19 protein-coding genes and 1 pseudogene are annotated in these 23,287 nt (G+C 66.7%); 16 read left to right on the plus strand and 4 right to left on the minus strand.

Annotation, left to right across the window (positions count from 1 at the left end; all coding sequences use genetic code 11):
- The 14 genes and pseudogenes from F620_RS14240 to F620_RS0106275 all read left to right on the plus strand — a co-directional run.
- Window positions 1–129, plus strand: a pseudogene (locus tag F620_RS14240) (carbon dioxide-concentrating protein CcmK); the annotation flags it as partial.
- Window positions 130–139: 10 nt separating this feature from the next.
- A complete protein-coding gene (locus F620_RS0106215) occupies window positions 140–592 on the plus strand; it encodes a bacterioferritin (protein WP_019569872.1) in 453 nt (150 codons plus the stop codon).
- Window positions 576–857: a 4a-hydroxytetrahydrobiopterin dehydratase gene (locus F620_RS0106220; RefSeq protein ID WP_018871382.1), complete on the plus strand. Its 282-nt coding sequence runs from the start codon at window positions 576–578 to the stop codon at window positions 855–857. Before F620_RS0106215 ends, F620_RS0106220 begins: the two co-directional genes overlap by 17 nt.
- 13 nt (window positions 858–870) lie before the next feature.
- Entirely contained in the window at window positions 871–1,506 is a 636-nt protein-coding gene (gene parA, locus F620_RS0106225; RefSeq protein ID WP_019569873.1) for a ParA family partition ATPase, read from the plus strand.
- A complete protein-coding gene (locus F620_RS0106230; RefSeq protein WP_019569874.1) occupies window positions 1,503–1,931 on the plus strand; it encodes a hypothetical protein in 429 nt (142 codons plus the stop codon). Before parA ends, F620_RS0106230 begins: the two co-directional genes overlap by 4 nt.
- 62 nt (window positions 1,932–1,993) lie before the next feature.
- Complete coding sequence (locus F620_RS0106235; protein ID WP_018871379.1) at window positions 1,994–2,797, plus strand: CbbQ/NirQ/NorQ/GpvN family protein; 804 nt, start codon at window positions 1,994–1,996, stop codon at window positions 2,795–2,797.
- Window positions 2,798–2,825: 28 nt separating this feature from the next.
- Window positions 2,826–5,147: a nitric oxide reductase activation protein NorD gene (locus F620_RS0106240; protein ID WP_019569875.1), complete on the plus strand. Its 2,322-nt coding sequence runs from the start codon at window positions 2,826–2,828 to the stop codon at window positions 5,145–5,147.
- Between the two features lie 56 nt (window positions 5,148–5,203).
- Window positions 5,204–6,205, plus strand: a complete 1,002-nt coding sequence (locus F620_RS0106245) for a LysR family transcriptional regulator (protein WP_018871377.1) — start codon at window positions 5,204–5,206, stop codon at window positions 6,203–6,205.
- Window positions 6,206–6,313: 108 nt separating this feature from the next.
- Window positions 6,314–6,889, plus strand: coding sequence for an SgcJ/EcaC family oxidoreductase (locus F620_RS0106250; RefSeq protein ID WP_019569876.1), 576 nt, complete (start codon window positions 6,314–6,316; stop codon window positions 6,887–6,889).
- Between the two features lie 69 nt (window positions 6,890–6,958).
- On the plus strand, window positions 6,959–7,906 hold the full coding sequence (locus F620_RS0106255) for a sodium-dependent bicarbonate transport family permease (protein ID WP_018947965.1): 948 nt from the start codon (window positions 6,959–6,961) through the stop codon (window positions 7,904–7,906).
- A 3-nt stretch (window positions 7,907–7,909) separates the two neighbouring features.
- Window positions 7,910–8,200 carry a hypothetical protein gene (locus F620_RS0106260; RefSeq protein WP_018871374.1) on the plus strand — a complete coding sequence of 97 codons (291 nt, stop codon included), beginning with the start codon at window positions 7,910–7,912 and terminating at the stop codon, window positions 8,198–8,200.
- A 13-nt stretch (window positions 8,201–8,213) separates the two neighbouring features.
- Window positions 8,214–9,215, plus strand: coding sequence for a phosphotransferase (locus F620_RS0106265; protein WP_019569877.1), 1,002 nt, complete (start codon window positions 8,214–8,216; stop codon window positions 9,213–9,215).
- Window positions 9,216–9,634: 419 nt separating this feature from the next.
- Window positions 9,635–10,249 (plus strand): hypothetical protein, encoded by a 615-nt coding sequence (locus F620_RS0106270; protein ID WP_018870507.1) that lies wholly within the window; start codon window positions 9,635–9,637, stop codon window positions 10,247–10,249.
- A gap of 31 nt (window positions 10,250–10,280) precedes the next feature.
- Window positions 10,281–12,476, plus strand: a complete 2,196-nt coding sequence (locus F620_RS0106275; protein ID WP_019569878.1) for an alkaline phosphatase family protein — start codon at window positions 10,281–10,283, stop codon at window positions 12,474–12,476.
- Here F620_RS0106275 and F620_RS0106280 read toward each other — a convergent pair.
- The 4 genes from F620_RS0106280 to F620_RS0106295 are packed head-to-tail and all read right to left on the minus strand — an operon-like array spanning window position 12,446 to window position 20,596.
- Complete coding sequence (locus tag F620_RS0106280) at window positions 12,446–13,825, minus strand: hypothetical protein (protein WP_231373878.1); 1,380 nt, start codon at window positions 13,823–13,825, stop codon at window positions 12,446–12,448. The genes F620_RS0106275 and F620_RS0106280 overlap by 31 nt on opposite strands.
- A gap of 42 nt (window positions 13,826–13,867) precedes the next feature.
- Window positions 13,868–18,988 (minus strand): diguanylate cyclase domain-containing protein, encoded by a 5,121-nt coding sequence (locus F620_RS0106285; protein WP_019569880.1) that lies wholly within the window; start codon window positions 18,986–18,988, stop codon window positions 13,868–13,870.
- Window positions 18,989–19,045: 57 nt separating this feature from the next.
- Window positions 19,046–19,777, minus strand: a complete 732-nt coding sequence (locus F620_RS0106290) for a hypothetical protein (RefSeq protein ID WP_019569881.1) — start codon at window positions 19,775–19,777, stop codon at window positions 19,046–19,048.
- Window positions 19,778–19,807: 30 nt separating this feature from the next.
- Entirely contained in the window at window positions 19,808–20,596 is a 789-nt protein-coding gene (locus F620_RS0106295; protein WP_019569882.1) for a gamma-glutamylcyclotransferase family protein, read from the minus strand.
- Window positions 20,597–20,799: 203 nt separating this feature from the next.
- Here F620_RS0106295 and F620_RS0106300 point away from each other — a divergent pair, with 203 nt between their 5' ends.
- Complete coding sequence (locus tag F620_RS0106300; protein WP_231364972.1) at window positions 20,800–22,488, plus strand: diguanylate cyclase; 1,689 nt, start codon at window positions 20,800–20,802, stop codon at window positions 22,486–22,488.
- A complete protein-coding gene (locus F620_RS0106305; RefSeq protein ID WP_018870500.1) occupies window positions 22,472–23,284 on the plus strand; it encodes a YiiX/YebB-like N1pC/P60 family cysteine hydrolase in 813 nt (270 codons plus the stop codon). Before F620_RS0106300 ends, F620_RS0106305 begins: the two co-directional genes overlap by 17 nt.
- Window positions 23,285–23,287 lie beyond the last annotated feature (3 nt).

Consider the following 23,287-nt stretch of genomic DNA (forward strand, 5'->3'; position numbering starts at 1 on the left):
CGTGCCGGTGCCGATTCCTGCGAGCGTGTGGGCGACGGCCTGGTGGCTGCGCACATCATTGCCCGCGTGCATTCCGAAGTGGAAAGCATCCTGCCGACCGCGCCCAGCGCCAGCGGCTCCGCCAGCTGAGGATACGCCGATGGCCGATCCACGGATCGTGGGCTATCTGAACCGGGCCGTCGCGCATGAAATGTCGGCGGTCCAGCAGTACATGGCCCAGGCGCGGCTGACCGCGCTCTGGGGCATGGCGGAACTGAGCGACTCGCTGCGGCGGGAAGCGCAGGAGGAACTGGAGCATGCGGATCGCCTGATGACCCGCCTGATGCACTACGGGCTGGCGCCTCCCGGCAGCCAGCTGGCACCGGTGCGTCTGGGGCGTTCGGTCCGCCAGCTGATGGAGTACAACCGCGCGCTGGAGCTGGATGCGGTGCGGATGTACGAAGAAGCGGTGGCGTACTGTCGTCGGACCGGTGCGCGTGAGGATGCCGCGCTGTTTGCGGCCCTGCTCGACGAAGAGTGGGAACACGTGCGCGAGATCGATGCTCAAATGAATGCAAACGGCAGCGGAGATTCCGATGGCCGAGAACGGTGACGTGGTTCCCGCAGGCTGGGAGCCTGGCAAGGGTTCGCTGGTGTCGATCAGCAAGCAGTACACCTTTGATCGTTACGGGGTGACGCGGGATTTCCTCGACCGGGTCGCGGATCTGTCCGAGGCCGACGGTTATCACCCCAACATCAGCTTCGGGACGACCTACGTGAACATCACCATCGATGCCCGGGACGGCGAAGCCATCGGCGAGGCGGATCGCGCCTTCGCGCTCGAGGTCGACCGGCTCGCCGGCGAGGTGACTTCATGACCCGGGGGGCGTAATGAGCTCGCGGGTGATCGCGGTCGTCAATCAGAAGGGCGGGACCGGCAAGACCACCCTGACGATGAATCTCGCGGCCGGGCTGGCCCGGCGCGGCCGGACCCTGGTTGTCGACGCCGATCCTCAGGGGTCGGCCGGGCAATGGGCGCGCATGAGTTCGGAGCGCAAGCCGTTCCCGGCATCCGTGTTCGCGGTGGCCGGGCCGCTGGACCGGGAGCTGGCAAACCTGCGTCGGGATTATGATTTCGTGGTCATCGACTGTCCGCCGACCCTGGAAGGCGGTGCGGTGAACGGGGCCCTGGCAGCGGCGGACCTGGCACTGATCCCGGTGCTTCCTTCGCCGGTAGACCTGTGGGGCAGTGTCCGCATGGGGACGGGCCTGGAGGACGCGCAACGGGCGAACCGGGATCTGCAGGCGCGTATCGTGGTCAACCAGCTTGAGGTGCGGAGCGCGCTCTCGCGCGCAATGAAGCACGCCCTCATGGAGATCGACATTCCCGCACTGGAGCAGACGCTGCGGCGGCGGGCCATCTACCGGCGTTCGGCGCTGGAAGGCAGCTCCGTCTATGATCTGGGGAAACCCGGACAGGCGGCGGCGGCCGAGATCGAAGCCATCATCGAGGAGGTTTCACAATGAGTGACCTGCAGAACAAGCTGGCGGCCGGCGTGCGCGCGGCGCGCGAAAACCAGGACAACAAGGGCGAGGCATCGGGCACTTCGACGGAGGACAAGTCGAGCGCCAGGTCGGAGTCCGGCACGGAGCAGAAAACGGCGGAGAACAAGCCGGCGCAGAAGCCCGCCTCGGGCCAGTCGTCGGCCGGCAAGGCGACGACCGGGACGCGCGGCAGCACGGCGAAAAAGCCCGCTGCAAAGAAAACCGCGGGCAGTTCCGGCGGGTCTGGCGGGTCCGGCGGCACGCGCAAGAGCAGTGGAACGACGACGAAGAAGCCGGCCTCCGGCGGCAGCCGCGGGAGTCGCAAGGACTCACCGGGGAACGACGATCGTGCCACCGGTGACGCGCCCTGGGAGAATCTGCATCCGGATCGGGTCTGGCCGGACTGAGCCGGGACGGGAACGCGAGCATGGCCGGGCGCAGCCCGGCCTTTTTGTGAAGGAGCATTGCCATGCAGGACGAACTGCGCGAATACCGGGTGACCGCAGAGCCCTATTACCAGCCGGTTGCCGACGAGGTGGAGCTGTACGAGGCGGCGTATGCGGCGCGCATGCCCATGATGCTCAAGGGTCCGACGGGCTGCGGCAAGACGCGCTTCGTGGAGCACATGGCCTGGAAGCTGGGCAAGCCGCTGGTGACGGTGGCCTGCAACGAGGACATGACCGCCTCGGATCTGCTGGGGCGCTATCTGCTGGATGCGGAGGGGACGCGCTGGCAGGACGGACCGCTGACCATGGCGGCCCGGCTCGGGGCGATCTGCTATCTCGACGAGATTGTCGAGGCTCGTCAGGACACCACCGTGGTGATCCATCCCCTGACCGACAACCGACGGGTGCTCCCGCTGGAGAAAAAGGGGGAGATGGTCGAGGCGCATCCCGACTTCCAGGTGGTGATTTCCTACAACCCGGGTTATCAGAGCCTGATGAAGGACCTGAAGCAATCGACCAAGCAGCGCTTCGGTGCGCTGGATTTCGACTATCCGGATCATGCGACCGAGACGCGGATCGTCGCGCACGAGGGTGGCGTGAGCGAGGATGTAGCGGACAAGCTGGTCAGCGTGGCCGAGCGTGCACGGAATCTGAAGGGGCACGGTCTCGACGAGGGCATCTCCACCCGCATGCTGGTGTACGCGGCCACGCTGATCGGCAAGAACGTCCAGCCGCTGGCCGCGTGTCGCATGGCCCTGGTCCGGCCCATTACCGACGATCCGGACATGCGCGATGCGCTGGATTCGGCGGTAACCACGTTCTTCTAGACCGCCTTCGAGGCGGCGCGGGCGCGCGATGAGCATCCATCTGGAAGACTATCCGGACCTCCTCGACGATCTCGGGGAACACGCCGCGCAGGTGCTGGAGTCCGCGTGGCAGGAGGCGACGCGCGCGTTCAGTCCGGCCGGTCTGGAACGCTATTACCTTGAGGGGGCGCGCAGCCTGCATTCGCTGGGGCGGGGCACCGATCTGGTCGCGGCGTTCATCCAGGAGGCCCCGGGGCTGGCCCAGGAGCTGGGCGAGGATGCGGTGGCCGAGCTGCTGAGTGCGTCCATCCGGATGTATTCCAAGACCAGTTCCGCAGTGATCACGCTGGTAATCTCGACCGCGCCCATCGCCGCGCGTCGCCTGGGCGACCATTCGCTGTTCGAAGGTTATCTGCGCCTGCTGGATTCGTTGCTCGGGCAGGCCCCGCGTGGCGTGCGTCCGATGCTGGAGCACCTGGACGAGCTGCTGAGCCATCTGACCCTGGGCGGGTTGCGGCGCTGGGCCACCTGGGGCGCACAGGCCCATCGCACGGATCTCGAGGCGCAGATCGAATACTTCGGTCTGCAGTCGCCGGAGTCGCGCTCGGTATTCCAGAAGGAGCGCCGCGGTACGCTGTTCGTGGACGTGCAGCGGCGCATCAACCTGTATCTGCGCTCGCTGTGGGGGCGCGATTTCTTCATGCGTCCGACCAGTGGCGATTTCGAGTCGCGCGAGGGCTACCGGCCGTATATCCAGGGCTTCACGCTGTTCCTGCCGGATGCCTTCGACGATACCGACGAGCTTTCCGGTCTGGACCTGTATCGCGCGGCGGCGGCACATGCCGCCGCGCACATGGTGCATACCCGCGAGCGTCAGGAAGAGGAGGCGCCGCGGGGGATCCGGGGCGCGCTGCTGGAGCTGTTCGAGGATGCCCGGGTCGAGGGGCTGACACTGGCCGCGTTTCCGGGGCTGGGTCAGATCTGGAAACCCCTGCACACGGCCACCCCGGAAGACGGCGATGCGCCGCAGCCACTGCTGGCACGGACCGCGCGCGCCCTGATCGACGCCGATTACACCGACCCGCACCCGTTCGTGAACGAGGCGCGGGCGGCCTTTGCCCGCGAGTCCGATCTGGAACGTGCGGGACTGGCGGCGGAACTGGCGGAAGCGCTGGCGCCGGCGTTCCCGGAGAAGGGCTACGTGAACCCGAAGCAGATCGCGCCCGAGGTCGTCTACCGCGACGACAACCGCTATATCTGGGCGGTGGGCCGCGAGGACGAGGAAGAGGCGGAGGTGCTGGGCGCACACGGCTCCGGCCAGGAACGGATCTACGTCACGCCGATGGAGATGATCAACACCCTGGACGTGCCCAGTGCCGGGGACGATGCCCAGCAGATCATGGTCCTGGCGACGGAGTTCTTCCGCGATGGCGAGGACACCAGCATCAACGCGCAAGAGGGCAAGGAGCCGATCTCGCTGCCGTTCCACTATCACGAATGGGACTACCAGATGCAGCTGGAGCGCCCGCACTGGGTGACCCTGCTGGAGCGCCGCCCTCCAAAGGGCGATCTGGACGAGATCGACGCGATCAATGAGAAACACAAGCCGCTGATTGCCCGTCTGAAATACCTGATCGAGGCGATTCAGCCACAGGGGATGCAGCGCCTGCGCCGCCAGCCCGACGGCGACGAGCTGGACGTGAACGCGCTGGTGGAGGCACAGATCGACCTGCGCATGAACCGTCAGCCCGATGAGCGCATCTACACCCGCAATCTGCGCCAGGAGCGGGATCTGTCCGTGCTGGTCCTGCTGGACCTGTCGGAGTCGACCAACGAGACGGTGCGCGGGACCGACACCTCGGTGGTGCAGCTGGCGCGCGAGGCGACCACCCTGCTCTCGGGCGCAATCGCGCGCATCGGCGATCCGTTCGCGATCCACGGCTTCAACTCGGACGGGCGGCACGACGTCGAATATTTCCGCTTCAAGGATTTCGATGCGCCATGGGACGACACCGCACGGGCGCGCCTGGCGGGCATGACCGGCGCACTGTCGACGCGCATGGGAGCGGCCATCCGGCATGCCACGGAGCAGCTGCGTGCCCGCGGCTCGCAGAAGAAGCTGATGCTGGTGATTACCGATGGCGAGCCCTCGGACACCGACGTGCGCGACCCGCAGTACCTGCGCTTCGACGCGCGCCGCGCGGTGGAGGAGGCCGGACGCAATGGCGTCCACAGTTTCTGCATGAGCCTGGACCCTAACGCCGATGATTACGTGGAGCGCATCTTTGGGAACCACTACATGGTGCTGGATCGGGTCGAACGGCTGCCGGAGAAATTGCCGATGCTGTATGCCGGCCTGACGACCCGTTAACGGGGGGCGGCGTGAGTCAGAGTGATTCGACGCGGGATTCCGGCCTTCCGCAGGTGATGCTCAAGTCGGAGCTGCCGGCGCATCTGATCCGGCATGCGACCCTGCGCCAGCTGCAGGTCTTCGAGGCGATCGTGCGCCTGGGCAGCTTCACCCGCGCTGCGGAGGAGCTGCACCTGACGCAGCCGACGGTGTCCATCCAGATCAAGAAGCTGTCCTCCGCGCTGGGGCTGCCGCTGTTCGAATACGTCGGGCGCCGGGCGTCGCCCACCGAGGTCGGGCTGCTGCTGTACGACACCTGCCGCGAGATGCTGGGGGCGCTGACCAACCTGGAGATGAAGCTCGCCGAGATGCACGGCCTCAAGCGCGGCCGGCTTCGCCTGGCGGTGATCACCACGGCGCAGTACTTCGCCCCCAGCATCCTCGGCCAGTTCGCGCGGCGCTATCCCGATGTGGAGCTGTCGCTGGAGGTCTCCAACTTCGACCGGGTGCTGGATCGCCTGGCCAATAACGACGACGACCTGTACATCATCGGCCATGTGCCCGAGCGCCTGACCGACGTGGCGGTGTACCCCTTTGCGCCCAACCCGCTGGTGGTGATGGCCAGTCGCGATCATCCGCTGGCAGGGCGCCGCAACATCCCGCTGCAGGAGCTGGAGCAGGAAAACTTCCTGATGCGCGAGCCGGGGTCGGGGATCCGCGAGTCGACCCTCAAGCTGTTCCAGGAACACGGGATCAACCCGCGGGTGCGCATGGAGCTGGGCTCCAACGAGGCGATCAAGCAGGCGGTCATCGGCGGTCTGGGGATCTCGGTGCTGTCGCTGCACACCCTGAGCGCGGAGGGTGCGGAAGGGCCGGTGGCGCTGCTGGACGTCGAGCATTTCCCGATCCACCGTCAGTGGCACATCGTGCATCCGCGGCAGAAGGTACTGTCGGTGGTGGCGCAGACCTTTCTCGACTTCGCCATTCAGGACGAGGCACGGCTGCGCAATCAGATCGAGGACATGCTGGCTGCCTTCAAGGCGCAGGCCGATGCCGGACAGGGCCCCTCCGCCGGATGAACGGTGCCGGCTGACAGGCCCGGCTGACAGGCTATGGGGGGCGGTTTACAATCCCCCGCAAAGTACAACCTTTGATCAGGGCCGCCACGGCGCCCGCGGAGAACACCCGTGAAGAAGCCTTCCGACGACCGACCGCGCATCAGCGGCACCCGGTTCATTGATGCCGACAGCGAGCCGCGCGCCCGGTTCAGCCTGAGTGCCTCGTACCGGGACCAGCACCACCCCGTGACCGGGACGGGTGGGGACCCGAACTTTGGCGCCATCGACACCCCGTTGGACGAGAGCTGCGTGGTTTGTGCCCCTGCGACCCGGCGTCTGGCGGAAGAGCTGTTCGAACGCTGGAACGACGCGCTGAAAACCGGCGACGCTGATCGGGTTACCGACTGCTACGCTGAAGACGCGGTACTTCTGCCCACGGTGTCGAACGTCCCGCGCACCACGCGCGACGAGATCCGTGACTATTTCCGCCATTTCCTGGAGAAGCGGCCCGCGGGCACGATCACTCAGCGTAACGTGAAGTTCGGCTGCAACAAGCTGACGGATGCGGGTACCTATACCTTTCGCGTGCGCGACGGCGGCGAGGTCAGGGACGTACCGGCGCGTTACACCTTCGTCTACGAGAATCGCGACGGCGAATGGAAGATCGTGCATCACCACTCCTCGATGATGCCCGGCAACGACTGAACAAGACCGACAGTCCCGTGCCCCGCGAGAGCCGGCGCGGGGCGACGTTTCTGACTGGAGGCAAGGACCGTGGTTTCCGAACCGGTCGTTCTGTTTTTCCTGCTCGGCGCGATCGCCGGGCTGGCCAAATCCGACCTGAAGATCCCGATGGCGGTGTACGAGGCGCTGTCCATCTTTCTGCTGCTGGCCATCGGCCTGCACGGCGGGGTCAAGCTGGCCGAATCCGAGCTGGTGCCATTGCTCCTGCCCGGACTGGCCGTGCTGGTGGTGGCGGCGTTCATCCCGCTGATCGCCTTCCCGGTCCTGCGCTGGGTCGGCCGCATGACCCGCGCCGATTCGGCCTCCATCGCCGGCCATTACGGCTCGGTCAGCGTGGTGACCTTCTCGGTGGCGGTGGCCTACCTGGCCCAGCGCGGGCTGGATTACGAGGGACACATGATCGTGTTCCTGGTACTGCTGGAGATCCCCGCGATCGTGATCGGCATCCTGCTGGCCAAGGCGGGCACCGGTGGCGGGACGCGCTGGGGCAAGACCCTGCACGAGGTGTTCTTCGGCAAGAGCGTGTTCCTGCTGATCGGCGGGCTGCTGATCGGCTACCTGGCCGGTCCGGAGAACATCGAGCCGCTGGAGCCGATGTTCTGGGATCTGTTCAAGGGCGTGCTGGCGCTGTTCCTGCTGGAGATGGGACTGGTGGCCTCCAGCCGCATCGCCGAGGTGCGCAGTTACGGGGTCTTTCTGGTGGCGTTCGCGATCGTGATGCCGGTGGTGGCCGCACTGCTCGGTATTGTGCTGGGCTGGGGGCTGGGCATGTCGCTGGGCGGCACGCTGCTGCTGGCCACGCTGTACGCCAGTGCCTCGTACATCGCGGCCCCGGCAGCCATGCGCATCGCGGTGCCGGAGGCCAACCCGGCACTGTCGATCGGGGCCTCGCTGGGGGTGACGTTCCCGTTCAACATCTTCGTCGGCGTACCCCTTTACTTCTGGTTGGCCGAACAACTCTACGCAGTCGGAGGATAGGGCATGGAAGGCGAACCGATGCGCCTGATGGTGATCGTCACCGAGGCGATCCTGGAAGACATGCTGGTCGACGAGATCCGCAAGCTGGGCGCCAGCGGGTACACCGTGATCGATGCCCGCGGCTGGGGCGAACACGGCAAGCGTCGCGGCAACTGGCGCCAGGGCGGCAATATCCGCATCGAGGTGCTGGGGTCCGAGGAGCTCTGCACCCGCATTGCCGCGCACATGCGCGACACCTACCAGAAGGACTACGGGCTGCTGATCTACACCACCGACGCGCTGCTGCACAACTGAGTCGGCTGCGGCCATGGGTGCGCGGGAGGACGAAGAGCTGGCCGCACGCGTGCGCGACGCGACCGGCGCCCGCGCGGCGTACCCGCAGGAGCGGGTGCAGGGGCTGTGGAGCGGTTACGGCGAGATCCGGCGCTACCGCCTGGAGGATGCGACGGTAGCCTCGGTGGTGGTGAAGGACGTTCGCTACCCGGCAGCCGTCAGCCACCCGCGCGGCTGGGGCGGCGGGGTTTCCGACCGGCGCAAGCGGCGATCCTATGAAGTGGAGCGGGCCTGGTACGCGGATTTCGCCCCGCGGCTCGATCCGTCGCGCTGTCGGCTCCCGCGCTGTTTCGCGGCGGGTGGGGACGATCATGGCGGCTGGATGATCCTGGAGGATCTGGATGCGGCCGGTTTCCCGGACCGCCGCGAGCGCCTGGACTTCGACGGCGCGGTCCTCTGCCTGCGCTGGCTGGCCGAGCTGCATGCCGCGTTTCTCGGCACCGCACCCGACGGCCTGTGGCCGGTCGGCAGCTACTGGCATCTGGCGACCCGTCAGGAAGAATGGGCGGCGATCGAGGACCCGGCCATCCGCCGCACGGCCGCGGAGATCGATCGCCGGCTGAACGCGGCCCGTTTTCACACCCTGGTCCACGGTGACGCCAAGGTCGCGAACTTCTGTTTTGCTGCCGACGGGGGCGCCTTGGTGGCAGTGGACTTCCAGTACGTCGGCGGCGGCTGCGGGATGAAGGACGTGGCCTATTTCATCGGCTCCTGCCTCGACGAAGAGGAACAGGAGCATCGCGAGGCCGACCTGCTGGACGCCTATTTTGATGCCCTGCGCGAGGCGCTGCGCGATCACCACCCGGACGTGGAGGCGGCCGCGCTGGAGGCCGAATGGCGGGACCTGTTCCCGCTGGCGCAGGCCGACTTCTACCGCTTCCTGGTCGGCTGGAGCCCGGCTCACTGGAAGATCCATGACTACAGCCGGCGGGTCGCGCTGGACGTCGTACGGCGGCTGGATCCGGGGCCGGCCTGAGGCGCGCCGGATCGGCCAGAGGCTGGCCTCCTGCAGGTCGAACCCTGCCGCCCCGGTGGGAGGCCGGCCCTCCGGCCGATTGTGCGTCGGGGCAATCTCCGGCGCCGGATCGGCCAGGAGGCTGGCCTCCTGCGGGTCGAACCCTGCCCCCGGTAGGAGGCCGGCCCTCCGGCCGATTGTGCGTTCGGGCTGTCTCCTGCGCCGGATCGGCCAGGGGCTGGCCTCCTACGGGTCGAACCCTGCCCCCGGTGGGAGGCCGGCCCTCCGGCCGATTGTGCGTTCGGGCTGTCTCCGGCGCCGGATCGGCCAGAGGCTGGCCTCCTACGGCACCTCCGCAGGAGGGTGCCTTGCCGGCGCGCGATGACAGGCACCGGGTGACCCTCCATGATGGGGACTGGTCGAACGGAGACCGCCGCGCGATGATCCCGCTGTGGTTCAAGCTGAGCTGGCTCGCCTTCCTCGCCGTGCTGGTGCCCGTGTACCTGCAGGAATACGGGCCGCTGAATTTCCTCTGGCTGTCCTCCATCGCGCTGGTGGCCGGCTGCGCGGCCGCCTGGCTGGAAAACCGGCGTCTCGCCTCCATGCTGCTGGTCGCGGTCCTGCTGCCGGAGCTCGTCTGGGTCCTCGACCTGGTGCTCAGCCTGCTGCTGCTAGGCAATCCGGTCATCGGTGCCGTGCACTACATGTACAACACCGACATCCCGCTGCACGTGCGCCTGCTTTCCCTCTATCACCTGCCGTTGCCGTTCGCGCTGCTGTGGATGGTCTGGCGCCTGGGTTACGACGCGCAGGCCTGGAAGTGGTGGCTGCCGATTGGCTGGGGCGTCCTGCTGGCCAGCTACGCGGTCGCGGAGGAGGGGGGCAACCTGAACTGGGTACTGGGCCCGCACGGCCAGCCGCAGGAATGGGTCGCGCCCGAGCTGTGGCTGGCGTTCGTGGTGCTGTTCTGCACCGTGATGTGGTGGCTCACCCACCGCCTGGTGCGGTGGGTGTACCGCCGGTTTGGGGGCGCGCGACCGGGCGTGAGAGAGTGACGGCCGAAGCGCAAGGAAACGAGGGGGGATCATGGATGTTCGTTACGATTCGGGTGAAGTGGTTTTGGTTTGTCGCAACCGCCACGATGACCGATGTCTCTTCTACCGGCTGGACCCGCACGCGGACGACCCGTTCATTCCCTTGCACGAGACCGGAGGGGCAAGCTTCGATCGTCACTGGCGCATGGCCCGCGTCGGAGGCTATCTGCTGCAATGGGGCCCGCTGGGCGAACGCGATGGTGTATCCGGCTATCCCTACGCGCTGAGGGAGTTCGATCCTTCACTGGCCAATCCACTGCTGGGGCCTCTGGTGCAGGGCGGGTTCTGGGAACAGAACAAGTTCCTGGGACATCGCACGCATTACGGTGATGATCCCGACGAAGGGCAGCAACTGGATCTGGTGCCGGTTGGCAGTTTCGTGCTGTGTCTGATCCCCACCCGTGGTCGGGGCACCTTCGAGTTATGGAATTTCGATCCCCGGCCCGATGCCCCCGGGAGCGAAGATCCGATCCCGGAGCCCTATTCCGCACAGGGGGAGTTTACCCGCGGGCAAGGAGCGTTCCCGCTGATCCGCAAGGGTCACACGTTGCTTCCGATGGGCGATTATGTCCTGGAGCGTCTCCCCGGAGGGCGGCGTTTCCGTCTGTGGAGCTTTGACCCGCAGCTCGACAACCCGCTGTCCCTTCCGGTGATCCGGGAGGGTTCCTGGAACGAGATCGATGACGGCCACGAGCTGACGGTGGTCGGTAACCAGCTCCTGGACTGGTGCCCCGGTCATGGTCGTTACCGGCTCTGGACCCTGGATCCGGATCTTGAGGAGCTCCTCGCGGGGCCCGTGCGGGAAGGTCGACTCCCCGCGGCGATGGGCCCCGACTCGGAGCTTGTGGCATTCGAGGCCTCGCCCCGCATTGATAGTGGCAAGGCGGTGATTCCCGGGACGATGGATTTCATGCGTTCCAGGATTCGGCATGTTGTGTACTACATGCTCGAAAGCCGGTCTTTCGACAACGTGTGTGGCTGGTTGTACGAGAATGGTGGACGGGATTGCCACTTCATTGGTCGTACGGATCCTTTTGACGGTGCGACCACCGAGGATTTCAACTGGCATGGTGACCGCAAGGTGCACGTCAGTCAGTTTCACGACGGTGTCTTGAGCGAGGAATGGGATCTCGACGCCCCCGGGCAGGACCCGTTTCATCACACCAGCGACAGTCTGCAGCAGATGTTTTCGGACATATCCGGTTACTGGCGAGGCGAGCCGCCGGATATGCAGGGATTCATCCTCAATACGGCAGACGATCAGGTGATGCAGACACTGAGCCCGGAACAGCTCCCGGTGCTCAATGGACTGGCACGTCATTTCGCCGTCTCGGATGAATGGTTTTCGTCGATTCCGGGAGGAACCGATGTCAATCGAGCCTTTTCGCTCACCGGCTCGGCATTCAATCGGCTGGGGACCTGGGAGGGCGGCAATGCTTATCAGTACTGGCCGTGTTATCCGCGCCGCCAGTCGATCTGGAAGCTGCTCTGGAGTCATGGCATCACCGACTGGAAGATTTACAACGCGGTGCTCTGGCAGGACGCGGTCTTTACCCGGCAGCTCTTCCTGCGTGGTCAGGTTCCGTCACTGGATGCGGAGCCGTCGCGGTACCTGGCGGATATCGAGCAATTCAAGACGGATGCCCGTCGCGGCGAACTCCCGGCTTTCAGTTACCTTGAGCCGGCCTGGATCGCCCCGTCCGGTTCTACCTCGTACCATCCCGGGAGTGACCTGGTGCCCGCGGAACGGACCCTGAACGAAATCTATGAGGCGCTACGCGACGGGCCCGCCTGGGAAAACACGCTGCTGGTGATTACGTTCGACAAGAACGGAGGTACCTACGATCACGTATCTCCGCCCTATGCACGCAAGCCCTGGCCGAATGACGGCGTGGATGGTTTCCGTTACGACCTGATGGGCCCCCGGGTGCCTGCCATTATGGTGTCGCCGTGGATTCGGGAGCGGAGCGTGATCCGATCCGGCGGAACGGTGCCGTTTGACTCGACCTCCTTCGGCGCAACCCTGCTCCAGTGGTTCGGGATCCCGCGATGTTCATGGTGCCTGGGAGACCGCATGGCTCATGCCCCTTCCTTTGAATCCGTGTTGCAGGCGGATGAGCCACGCCAGGACGGTCCGAGCTTTACGCCGCCCTATGATCAGTCGAACCCGCGGTCACCCCACCGGTAGTGATTGCAGGTCTCGTCCCACCCGGCGGGCCGCCGGGCGGGCGGGGGCACGGGATCCCGGATGTCGTCGGGGTCGTACTGGCAATCATGGCTGGCACAGGCGTTGGCCTCATGGGCCGAGCAGTAGTTCCAGGCCTCGGTGAATGAATCACAGGCGGCTTCCGGGTCGTTGGTATCAAGCTTGGCCTGAATGCACAGTGACTGACGGTCCTCGGCGGACGGTTTTCCGGACCAGCGATCCTCGCACTGTTTCCGGACGGCCTCGGGTGAAGCCCCGGGGTCTTCCGCCATGGCGATCAGCCAGCATGCGGACACGAAATCCTTCTCCTCGTCCTCAATCAGGTTGCGCGACCCGCGGCCACATTTATCGCTCGGGTTGTCCGGACAGCAGTTGTAGGAGGTGACATCCGGATGGTTGGTGGCAATCCAGGGGGTTGCCGGAGCGTCGGGGGCCAGGGAGGTCGAGCCGGTGTCGAGCACGCTGACCGCGTCTCGCCCGATCATGCGGGCCCAGGTGCGGCGGGCATCGGCGCCGAATACCGCTACTGGCCGTGATTCATCGGGCCGCGTTGCGAGGAGCCGCAGCATCGGGCGAAGGTAGTCTCCGCCCGGACCGGTGCGGTCATCGAACCATTCCACGGGATCCGGCAGGTAACCGGTCTGGCCGGTGCCCGGTGCTGCAATCGGACGGGCGTCCACGATGGTCTGGAAGGCATCCGGATTCTCTGCGCCCGCGGCCCCCATGATCCGTCCCCATCGGCACATCGTGTAGTTTTCCAGATAGTCCTGTCCGGTGAGGGCCGGGATCGGGGGGTAATCGAGGAAAAGTACGGTGTGCTGGCTCGCCAGAGGCAGGCCCAGTGGCAGAAACAGGGTCCAGGGTTCACCGGCCTGTGGATGCGGGTCCCAGCAGCCTTCCCGGGCCTTGCAGGCCTCGACCCCGCGGCGGGCCTGAGCGGCGTGCTCCGAATCAAGAAAGGCTGGATGCACGGTCGCATAGCGACGGGTCGTCGCGTTCTCGGGCTGGATGCGGACTCTGACTCGTTCGTCCGTTTCACCTTCAACCAGACTGACCGACACCTCGGGGTCGGGGACGCCGTCTCTCTCGAGCGACTGGGTCGTGAAATGTTCGATGGTTGCGGTCAGGTCCTCGTAGTCGCTGGCGTACGCCTCCGGGAGCCAGGATGCGTCGGGGTAGAGCTCGCGGATATGCGGCTCCGGTCCCAGGTCATATTCGACGGCTCCGGGGTTGTCGGCCATGGCGGGAATGCCGCTGCCCAGGCCCATGGCGATCATGACTACCGTCAAAAGCACCGGGCGGTTGTGGATGCAGGTACGGGGTGCTGGCATGGATGAAGTCCCTCTCTGTCTGCGGGCCAACAGGCCCCTGGTTCATGACGGGCCGGATTCGCGGGCGGGGTCCGGTGGCCGGGTGTCGGCGGGGCCAACGACCCGGTTGCGGCCGGCCTTCTTGGCGCGGTAGAGGGCTTCGTCGGCTTCGTTGATCAGATCCTGACGTCCCCCGCGGCCCGAAGGGGTCCGGGTGGCGGTCCCGATGCTCACCGTGACCACGTCCGCGGTCGTGGAATATTCGTGCGGCAGCTGCTGCTCGAGGATGGCCCCGCGCAGCCGCTCGGCCGTCGCATGCGCGGCATCGGTGTCGATGCCGGGCAGGATCACCATGAACTCCTCGCCGCCATAGCGCACCGCCAGCTGTTCCGGGTCGTCGAGGGTCTCGCGGATGATGCTGCCGATGGTGATCAGGCAGTGGTCGCCGGCGGGGTGCCCGTAGTGGTCGTTGTAGGGCTTGAAATGGTCGACGTCGAACATGATCAGTGACAGGGGCCGCTGTTCGTGCCCCAGGCGGTCCCACTGTTCCTGGAGGTAGTCGTCGCCGCGCCGGCGGTTCGCAAGACCGGTCAGGCCGTCGCGCTCGGCGAGGTTCTGCAGCTCGCGATTCACTTCCTCGAGCTGGCGGGTGCGTTCGGCCACGCGGTCTTCAAGGGTGCGGGAATACTCCCGAACCTGTTCATACAGCCGGGCATTTTCAAGCGCGACGGCGGCCTGGGCGGCCAGCAGACGGACGACCTCGGCGCGGTCCGGGGGAAAGGCGCCGGCGGTCAGGTTGTTTTCCATGTACAGCGCCCCGACGAAGCGTTCCCGCCCCAGGGGTACGCAGAGCACGGAGACCACCTGGCGCGCGGCGATGGCGGGGTCGTCGGTGAAGGCCCCCTCCTGGCTGGCGTTGTCCAGGACCACGGGCTCGCCACTGCCCAGGACATGACTGACCAGGGAGATCGGCAGGGCGATGCCGCTGCCGTCGGGGGCGATGGCGCCGGGCCCGGATCCGGGTTCGGGTTGGAGTTCGGGGCCGGGCGGTGCCTGCGGCAGTTCACCGGCCATGGCTTCCACGCCGGGCAGGCCCTGGTCCCGTCGGATCAGGCAGGCCCACTGGCCGCCGGCGTTTTCGAGCAGGATCTCCAGACTGGTGCGCAGCAGCTTCTCGGTCTCGATCTCTCCGGAGATGGCGCGCGAAGCCTTCATGATCGAAGCCAGATCAAGATCATTATGGTCCAGGGGGTCATCGCCGGGATCGCCGCCGGGGCCGCCGATCTCCTCCAGGACCGGATGCCGTTCCTCCAGCAGGCGCACCTTGCGCCGCGCTCCCCAGCGCGCGTACAGCCGGTGGGCGGCCCGCAGGTAGCCCTCGGCCGCACGGCGGCGACCCCGGGCCAGCAGGTGCGATGCGGCCCGTTCGCTGGCCATCGCCTCGTCGCGCATGAAGCCGCTGGCCGCGGCCGCTTCGATGGCGGCCTCGTATCGTTCCATGGCCGGTTCGTCGCTGCCGGACAGGCGTTCCAGCTCGGCTTCCATCAGATACTGCAGGTGCAGGAAGTTGTCCGGACAGTGGTCGGCCCAGCGCCGGATCCGGTCCAGGTCTTCCAGCAGCTGGTGCCGCATCGGGTCGTCGGGCGTCGTGACGCGATCGGGATGGACCCGGACGCAGGCCAGGAAATCCAGCAGGTAGAAGCGCGCCAGCTGCGGCAGAGACATGGCCGAACGGATCAGACGCTGCCGGCGGGCCAGGTGCTCCAGGGCGTGCTCGGGGGCGTCGTGCAGGACCGCGACCTCGGCCTTGTAGATGTGGTAGTTGGCCACTCCGGTCATGAACTGGCGCTGGTGCATGCCGTCGAGGCAGGCGTGTTCGTCGAACCGCTCGTCGCTCAGCGACAGCGGGTCCCGCGTGAGGCCCTGAAAGGCGTACTGCATCTGCAGGAAGAGGGTGGCCGAATCCAGCGAGTCGCGATAGTTGCATTCGCGGACGATCGCGATGTTTTCCTCGTGCTGGCGCGTGGCCTCCGGCAGGTCCAGTGCCGGATCCCAGATCACGCAGTCCTGGGCGCTGTACGCCAGATAGAGGAGATCGCCGGACTGATGGCCGGCCTCGATGCCGCGCCGGAACCACGGGGTCAGGCTGGACCAGTGATGGTTCCAGTGGTGGATGAACATCGCGTAGACGTAGATCACCCGTGCCCGCAGGGCGAGGTCGTCGAACCGTTCGTTGATGGCCAGACCCAGGCGCCCGTACTCGAGCCCCAGCGCAGGGTCATCCAGCTCGCCACACAGCAGCATCCCGTAGGCGGCGTGGATGAAGGCGGCTTCGGGACAGTTGCCATGGCGCAGGGACAGATTCACGCCCTTGAAGACCAGGTAGGGAAACAGGTTGCCGCTGCCCGACAGGAACGATGCCGGGAAGATCTCCATCAGCAGGCGCATGGCGAGGAGCACGGAACGGTCCTCGACGTTCGGGGCGTCCAGCAGGTCGGCGATCGCCCGATCCCCCAGATGCTCCGTGATGCGTGCGCGCTCCTCGGCCACCTCGCGGTCGCCGGGATCCTCGTGGATCTCCACGCCCAGCAGGCGCAGGCCCTCGATGGCCGTGTGCATGGAGGCCTCCATGCGGCCAAGCGTTGCGTACTGGCGGGTGCGGGTGGACAGGAGTTCCACCTTTTCGTAGGTACCGGGGGCGTGGTCGAACAGGAACCCGGCCCATTGCTCGGCCTCGTCCTGCCGGCCGGTCAGATAGGCGCATTGCTGCAGCTCCCGGGCCAGTTCGAACGCCAGCGCCCGGTGCGTGGCGTCTGTCGGTTCGGGCAGCAGGGCATGGCCGACGTGCAGCAGTTCGTAGGCGGTTTCGTAGGCCGCCACGTTGCGCGCGCGTATCCCCGCGCGCAGGTTGAAACGGGCCAGCGCAAGACGTTCTTCGGGGTCCTCGATCAGCGAGCGTCCCGCATTGAGATGGCGGACCATCTCCATCAGACGGTCGCCCTCGATCGCGTCACCGGAATGCCGACGCATCAGGCGGCCGATGGACAGATGCACGCCGGTCATCGCGCGCGCATCCGACAGGCGGTAGGCGGCCTGCTGGACGCGGTCGTGTGCAAAGCGGTAGACCGGGTTCCACCGGTTCTCTTCCGGTGCACCGTCGTCCGGGGCGTGTCCCACGAGGCGATAGTCGGCGTGCAGCGGCACGATGGTGTGCTGGCGCAGGGCGGGCATCAGGGTCTCGGCCACCTCCGTGGCCGGGCATTCGCTGATCACCGCCAGGCTCTCGAGTTCGAAGGTGTTGCCGATGCAGGCGGCGAGCTGCAGGACGCGGCCGGTGGCTTCCGGCAGCTTGCGCAGGTTGTCGATCATGAACTCGACGATGTCGCCGCTCAGTCCCGCCCACAGGGCCGCTTCCGTGTCCCAGGTCCAGCCGCCGTCGGGACCGGGACGGATGACGCCTTCGTCATGCAGTGTCTGCAGCAGCTCGCCGGTAAAGAACGGGTTGCCCCGGGCCTTGTCGTGGACCAGATCGCTCAGCGGGCGAACCCGCGCCTCGTCGTCCTGCAGGGTATCCGCCACCATACGGCGTATGGAGTCGCGGTCCAGCGGAGCGACCGGCAGGTCGTGGACCGGGCGCCCCGCGCGCACGGCCTCGAAGGCCTGGTGCAGGGGGTGACCCGGGGGCACCTCGTTGCTGCGATAGGCGCCGATGATCAGGAGGTGGTCGGTATCGCGTGACAGGGCGAGCTGCCTGATCAGGTCCCGGGTCGGACCGTCACTCCACTGCAGGTCGTCGATGAACAGGACCAGCGGGTGCCCGCGGCCGGCAAAAACCCGGACGAAGTCGGCCAGCACGATGCGGTTGCGGTTGCGTGCCTCGTCGGGAGGCAGCTCGGCGACCGGTGGCTGGGGGCCGATGATCAGTTCCAGTTCCGGGACCAGATCCAGCACCAGCTGAGCGTTGGGAGACAGCGCCTCGTTCAGCCGTTGCTTCCAGCGTGCAAGCCGCGCCTCCGGTTCGGCCAGCAGCTGCTGTACCAGGGTGCGGAAGGCGGCGGCCATTGCGGAGTAGGCGCCCTGATGGAACTGGTCGAACTTGCCCCGCGCGAAAAAGCCCCGTTCCCGTACCAGCGGGCGGTCGATCTCGTTGACCAGGGCGGATTTGCCGACGCCGGAGTAGCCATGCACCAGGCACAGTTCGGTGCCGCCCGCCGCGGCCGATTCGAACAGCTCCGCGAGTTCGTCCAGCTCCCGTTCCCGGCCGTACAGCCGCTGCGGCAGGAGGAAGCGGGAAGGCCGGTCATGCCGCGCTGGCTCGAAGTCCTCGAGCCCAGTGCCGGACGCCACGGCCTCGGCGCACTCGGCCAGGTCGCGCGCCAGACCCGCGCCGGTCTGGTAGCGATGCTCGGGATCCTTGGTAAGCAGCCGCAGCAGGATCCGCGCAACCGCGGGCGGGAGATCGGGGGCCAGGTCGCCGGGGTCCGGAGGCGTCTGGCTGATGTGGGCATGAACCCATTCGAGGACGCCCTCGGCGGTGAACGGGCGTTGTCCGGCAAGGGCCTCGAACAGCGTGACGCCCAGGGAATAGAAGTCACTGCGGTAATCCAGTTCGCGGTTCATGCGCCCGGTCTGTTCGGGCGAGAGATAGGGCAGGGGCGCCCGACTGCCGGCCTCCAGCGAACCCTGGCGTTCGCGCCCGAGCTCCGAGGCCAGACCGAACCCGGTGAGCCGCGGCGAATCCTCGTCGGCGGGCAGACGGATATGGTCGGGGGTGACGGCCTTGTGCACCATGCCCCGGGCATGGAGCCCGTCCAGGATCTCCGCGATGCGACCGCCCATGGTCAGCCCCTGCGCGAGCGGCACCCGGCCGTCGGGTGCCCGCGCCAGCCGGTCGCTCAGGGTCTCCGTCACCGGCTCGGTCACCAGCGCCGTGCGTCCGCGGCCACAGGTCTCCACGGCATGGACCTGCAGGACCCCGTCGACGTCCGCCAGTGCGCGCGCGATGCGTCCGTCCCGGCGGATCTCCGCCAGCTGCCGCCGCGACGGGTAATCCGACGCCAGGGTCTCGATGACCCGTTCTTCCCCGGAGCATTCCTCGCGTGCGTGGTAAAGCACGCGTTCGCGGTCGCGGCGCAGGACGGGCCCGACCCGGTATCCGGTCAGCCGCAGGGCTTCGGTGGTCATGCGGCTAACGGGCGTCTTCGGGACGGGTGGCGGGGTCGCTGGCCGTGTGCGGCGCGCTCATTCGCGTGACGATGCGGACCCGAAGATGCGTTCGAACGTCGCCGCATAATCCTCGCGGGCCGTGTCGCGCAGGGGTTCGCCGTGGCCGCAAAGCGCATGCCGGAAGTTCCGTTCGATCAGGCGATCGAAATCCTCGGCACCGGGTTCGGCGTTCTGCAGCCAGAGTGGTCCGATGTTGGCCGGGGTGAAGAATCCCATCTCGCGCATGCGCTCGCGGGAATCGTCGGAGAAGAACGTGTCGGGGGCCGTCCAGTTCTGCAGTGCATCGCACGCCACCAGGATGCCCCCGTCGCGGTGCAGGTGCAGGATGGCTTCGGGGATCCGGGTGGTCCGGAAGGTGAACAGGTCGGCATCGGACACCGGCAGGGCCCCGTCCGGGTCCAGCGGGTGGTCGGCCGCCAGGCCGGTTTCGTGCGTCATCTCCGGCAGGGCCCAGTAACGTGCGCCGTACTGCTGCACGTAGAACGGGTCGTCCCGACCGTGCAATGCCCCCAGGCGGACCACGTCGGTGATCCGCCCGAGCTTCTCCAGTGCCGCCAGTCCCTCGCTGTCCAGACGTACGCTGTTGACCACGATCAGGCGGTCTTCATCGCGGATCACGGTCATGTTGCGGCTGAATTTCCAGTCGGCATCCAGCAGACGGGTTTCCATGGCACCGGTGACGAAAAAGACGCCGTCATGGACTTCTTCGAGCGTGCCGTGAGGCAGGGCTGCGGGGAGTGTGCTCATGCGGGTTCCTTGCAGGCCGGGGCTGTGGTCTCAATGGTAGTCGAAGTGCCCGACATAGCGATATTCGCGGTCGTATTCCCGCAGATAGTTGTACAGGTACTGGCGCTGGGCCGGTCCGAGTCGATCAACGCGCAGATCCTCGAGGGTTTCCGAGCCGTCGCTGGTGTCCATGCGACGCAGGTGAAACAGGGTCATGTCCTGTCCGCCAAAGAAGTCCCTGAGCCAGGCGTGTGTGGCCCGGGCATCACTCATGTCGAACACGGCCCCGTAGAGGGCGGTGAGATGCGGATATTCGGGCAGCGAGCGGGCATCGAAGCGCGGGTGGCTGCCGGGCGGGTGCTCGAACGGCGGGGCGTCTTCGACGGCGAGGGCCGGCTGGGCGCGCAGCCGGGCAATGTGTTCCCGGTCGAGCCCGGCCCGTTCGGCACCGCGGATCAGGATGTTGAGGTAGCGCTGGCTGGGCAGGCAGCGATCATCCAGAAAATCCGGCCGCCCGCGATAGGCATAGGCACTTTCGCTACCCTCCGGGGTCTCCACCTCGACCACGATGCGGTCATACCCGACTCCTTTCGCCTCGACCTTGTCCAGGGCCGGCAGGCTGTCGTCCGGACACTCGTGCAGGATGCCCACCACGCGGTCGCCGGGCGTTGGCGAGGGCTCGATGTTGCCCACGCCCCCCTCGTGGCGGAAGAAATGCCGGACATTGAATCGCAGCTGCCAGCCGTGGAGCACGGCGGCCCGCGAGCGCACCGGCTCCACTCCCTTGGCCCGCAGCGAGATCAGATCCAGGTTGGAGCCAAAGCCGAAATACCGAAACAAGCTCGCTCTCCGTTTGCCGCAGGGTTCAAGTGTTATTCCTCGCCAATGGTGTGGTCAAGGGTGAGTGCTCGCGGCTCTACCTGATCCGGGGTGTGGTATTTTAGGGCGTTAAATTCGGAAAGGTTTGAAGTCTGCATGATCCCTGGGGTGGCCGGCGCGGAGAAGACGGGAGCAGGGTGCCGTGTCCGGGAGGCGCGGGATTCGTGACTGGCGTGATCCTGCGGGGTGCGTTGTTGCTGTTTTCCCTCGTCCCGGCGATGTCGGTGGCCGACGCGAACCTCCACATCGATTCCCTGGCAGAGGAGGCCGTCCCGGAGGACCCGGACGCCGCGGCCCTGGCCGAGCTGGACTGGGAGGCGCAGCCGGGGCGAACGGCCATCGAGCGCGATCACAGCCGCTGGTGGCGGGTGCGGTTCGAGTCGCGGGAGGACAACCGTGAGCCCCGGGTGCTGGCGCTGCGGGAGGTGTTCGATGCGCGTCTGGTGGTGTACCGCCCGCCAGATTACCGACCGGAGACACTGGAACTGTTCGACCCTGACGCCCCGGTAGTCGGTTCCCGGCACCGTCTCGCACTGGAGCTGGAGTCCGCGAGTCCGGATCATCCCGTTTATTTCCGGATCCTCGAGGCCCGTTCACAGCCCATCGGTCTGAGTGCGACATCGGCGTCGTCCTACCTCGAGTCCGATCGTCAACGCGTGCGCTTTACCTCCGCAGTGCTGGCGGCCAGTGTGCTTCTTGGCCTGGTTAGCGCGATCTTCGCCGCGACCCTGCGACGTCTGGCGCACGGGCTTCTGGGCGTGTGGGTGTTCTTTGGCGGGGTGTACTTTGCGGTTCTGAGCGGGGAAGCGCTGGTGCTCTGGCCCGGGCCCGTCGATGGGGGCGTCGCGCTACAGGCGGCCAGCCTGGTTGCGAGTATCGGCACTCTGGCGGCGTTTTCCGCCCTCTACCTGTTTCTCGACATTCGCCGGGCCTTCCCGCGGCTGGCGCGGGTGTTTCGCGGCCTGCTGTGGGTGGTGGCCGGATTCCTGCTGGCGGGGCTGGTGTTCCCGGGTGCATGGCTTGCGGGGTGGATGAACCTCCTGTTGCTGGTGCTCGCGACGATCACGCTGGGGGTGGCCGTTCTGCAGGCACGCGCCGGTGTCGGTCAGGCGTGGTTCTATCTCGTGGGCTGGGGAGGCGTGACCGTGGTGGTGATGGCTCGCGCCGGCCATTTCCTGATGGGCGAAGGGACGCCCGGGTGGCTGGAATACGCCCACCCCGCCACGCATGTGACCAGCGCCCTGGTGCTGGTTCTCGCCGGTGCCCTGGCGGCACGCCATGCCGAGCGCGAAATGCATCAGGCGCGGCGGCGGGCAGTCACCGATGCCCTGACCGGCTTGCCGAACCGGGCGCGGCTGAACGAACGTCTGCAGGAGCTGGCGCAGGGCGCGCAATTGGCAGATCGTCCACTGAGCGTGTTGTTCGTCGATCTGGACCACTTCAAGGCTCTGAACGACACCCATGGCCATGCCTTCGGCGATCGTTGTCTGCAGGAGGCGGCCCGTACCCTGCAGCGCCATTTGCGTCAGCACGATCTGGTCGCGCGTTATGGCGGCGAGGAGTTTGTTGTGGTGCTGGAGGAGAATCTCGGTGACGCCAGTCGAGTTGCCGAGACCCTGCGTGAGGCGGTCAGCAAGGACTGCAGGCGCGTGGACGGGCATGAGATTCATCTCACGGTTTCGATCGGCCTCGCCCATCGGGGGTATGGCGAATCGCTGGAGCATCTTTTAGAGCGGGCGGACGATGCGCTCTATCGGGCAAAGGGAGGTGGCCGCAACCGTGTGGTCCGTGCCCCCGACCCGGTGGATTTCGAGTCGACAGGGAGGGATGTCCACGATGAAACCGTATATTGACACCACCGAGCTGCGGGCAGGCGATATCCTGCTGATGCGGGGCAGAAGCTCGCTTTCGGATCTGATCGCCTGGTTCGGTGATTCGGTCTACAGCCATGCGGCGGTCATGTGTTCCGACACCCATTTCGTCGAGGCGGCCATGCCACGGTCACGCATGGTGGCGCTCGACGAGCGACTGCGTCAGACCGACGCTTATCACTTCATTGAGGTCTTTCGCCCAACCGCCGATGACGGCAACCCGCTGGACGAGGTGCAACGGGAGCGACTGGCCCGGGCGGCAAGCCAGCAGGTCGGCGTGGATTACCCCGTGGACATGCTGGTGCAGCTGGCGGCCGTCGCGGTCGTGCGTGACCGGATTCCGGAAGACGGCTGTCTGCGCTGGCTGCTGCGCGAACTGGTCGATCACCTGATCTGTTTCGACCCGGAGCATATGGTCTGCAGCGAACTGGTCTATCAGGCGATGCGCCAGGCGGAACTGGCGCCCACCATCGTGGTCGCCGCCCGTCTCGACCAGCCCTTCCCCGATGTGGATGTCCGGGAACTGGTTCGCGAATGGCTGGAGGCACGCGGTGCCGGATCAATGGGGCAGGGTCAGGCGGTGATGCCCGAACCCGTCAACGAAGAGGAACTGGTCGGGGCCTATCATCGACTGCGGCAGGAACGCCGTTTCGTCGCGGGGGGCTTCAGTCCGCACCCGGTACCCGATCCGAATCCGGCGACGATCCTGCCTGCGGATCTGTCCACCAGTCCTCAGGTACGGCGCCTCGGTCGGCTGCGCCTCTCGGAGAAGGAATGAACG

The organism is Thioalkalivibrio sp. ALE11, assembly GCF_000381205.1.
Classification (GTDB): domain Bacteria; phylum Pseudomonadota; class Gammaproteobacteria; order Ectothiorhodospirales; family Ectothiorhodospiraceae; genus Thioalkalivibrio.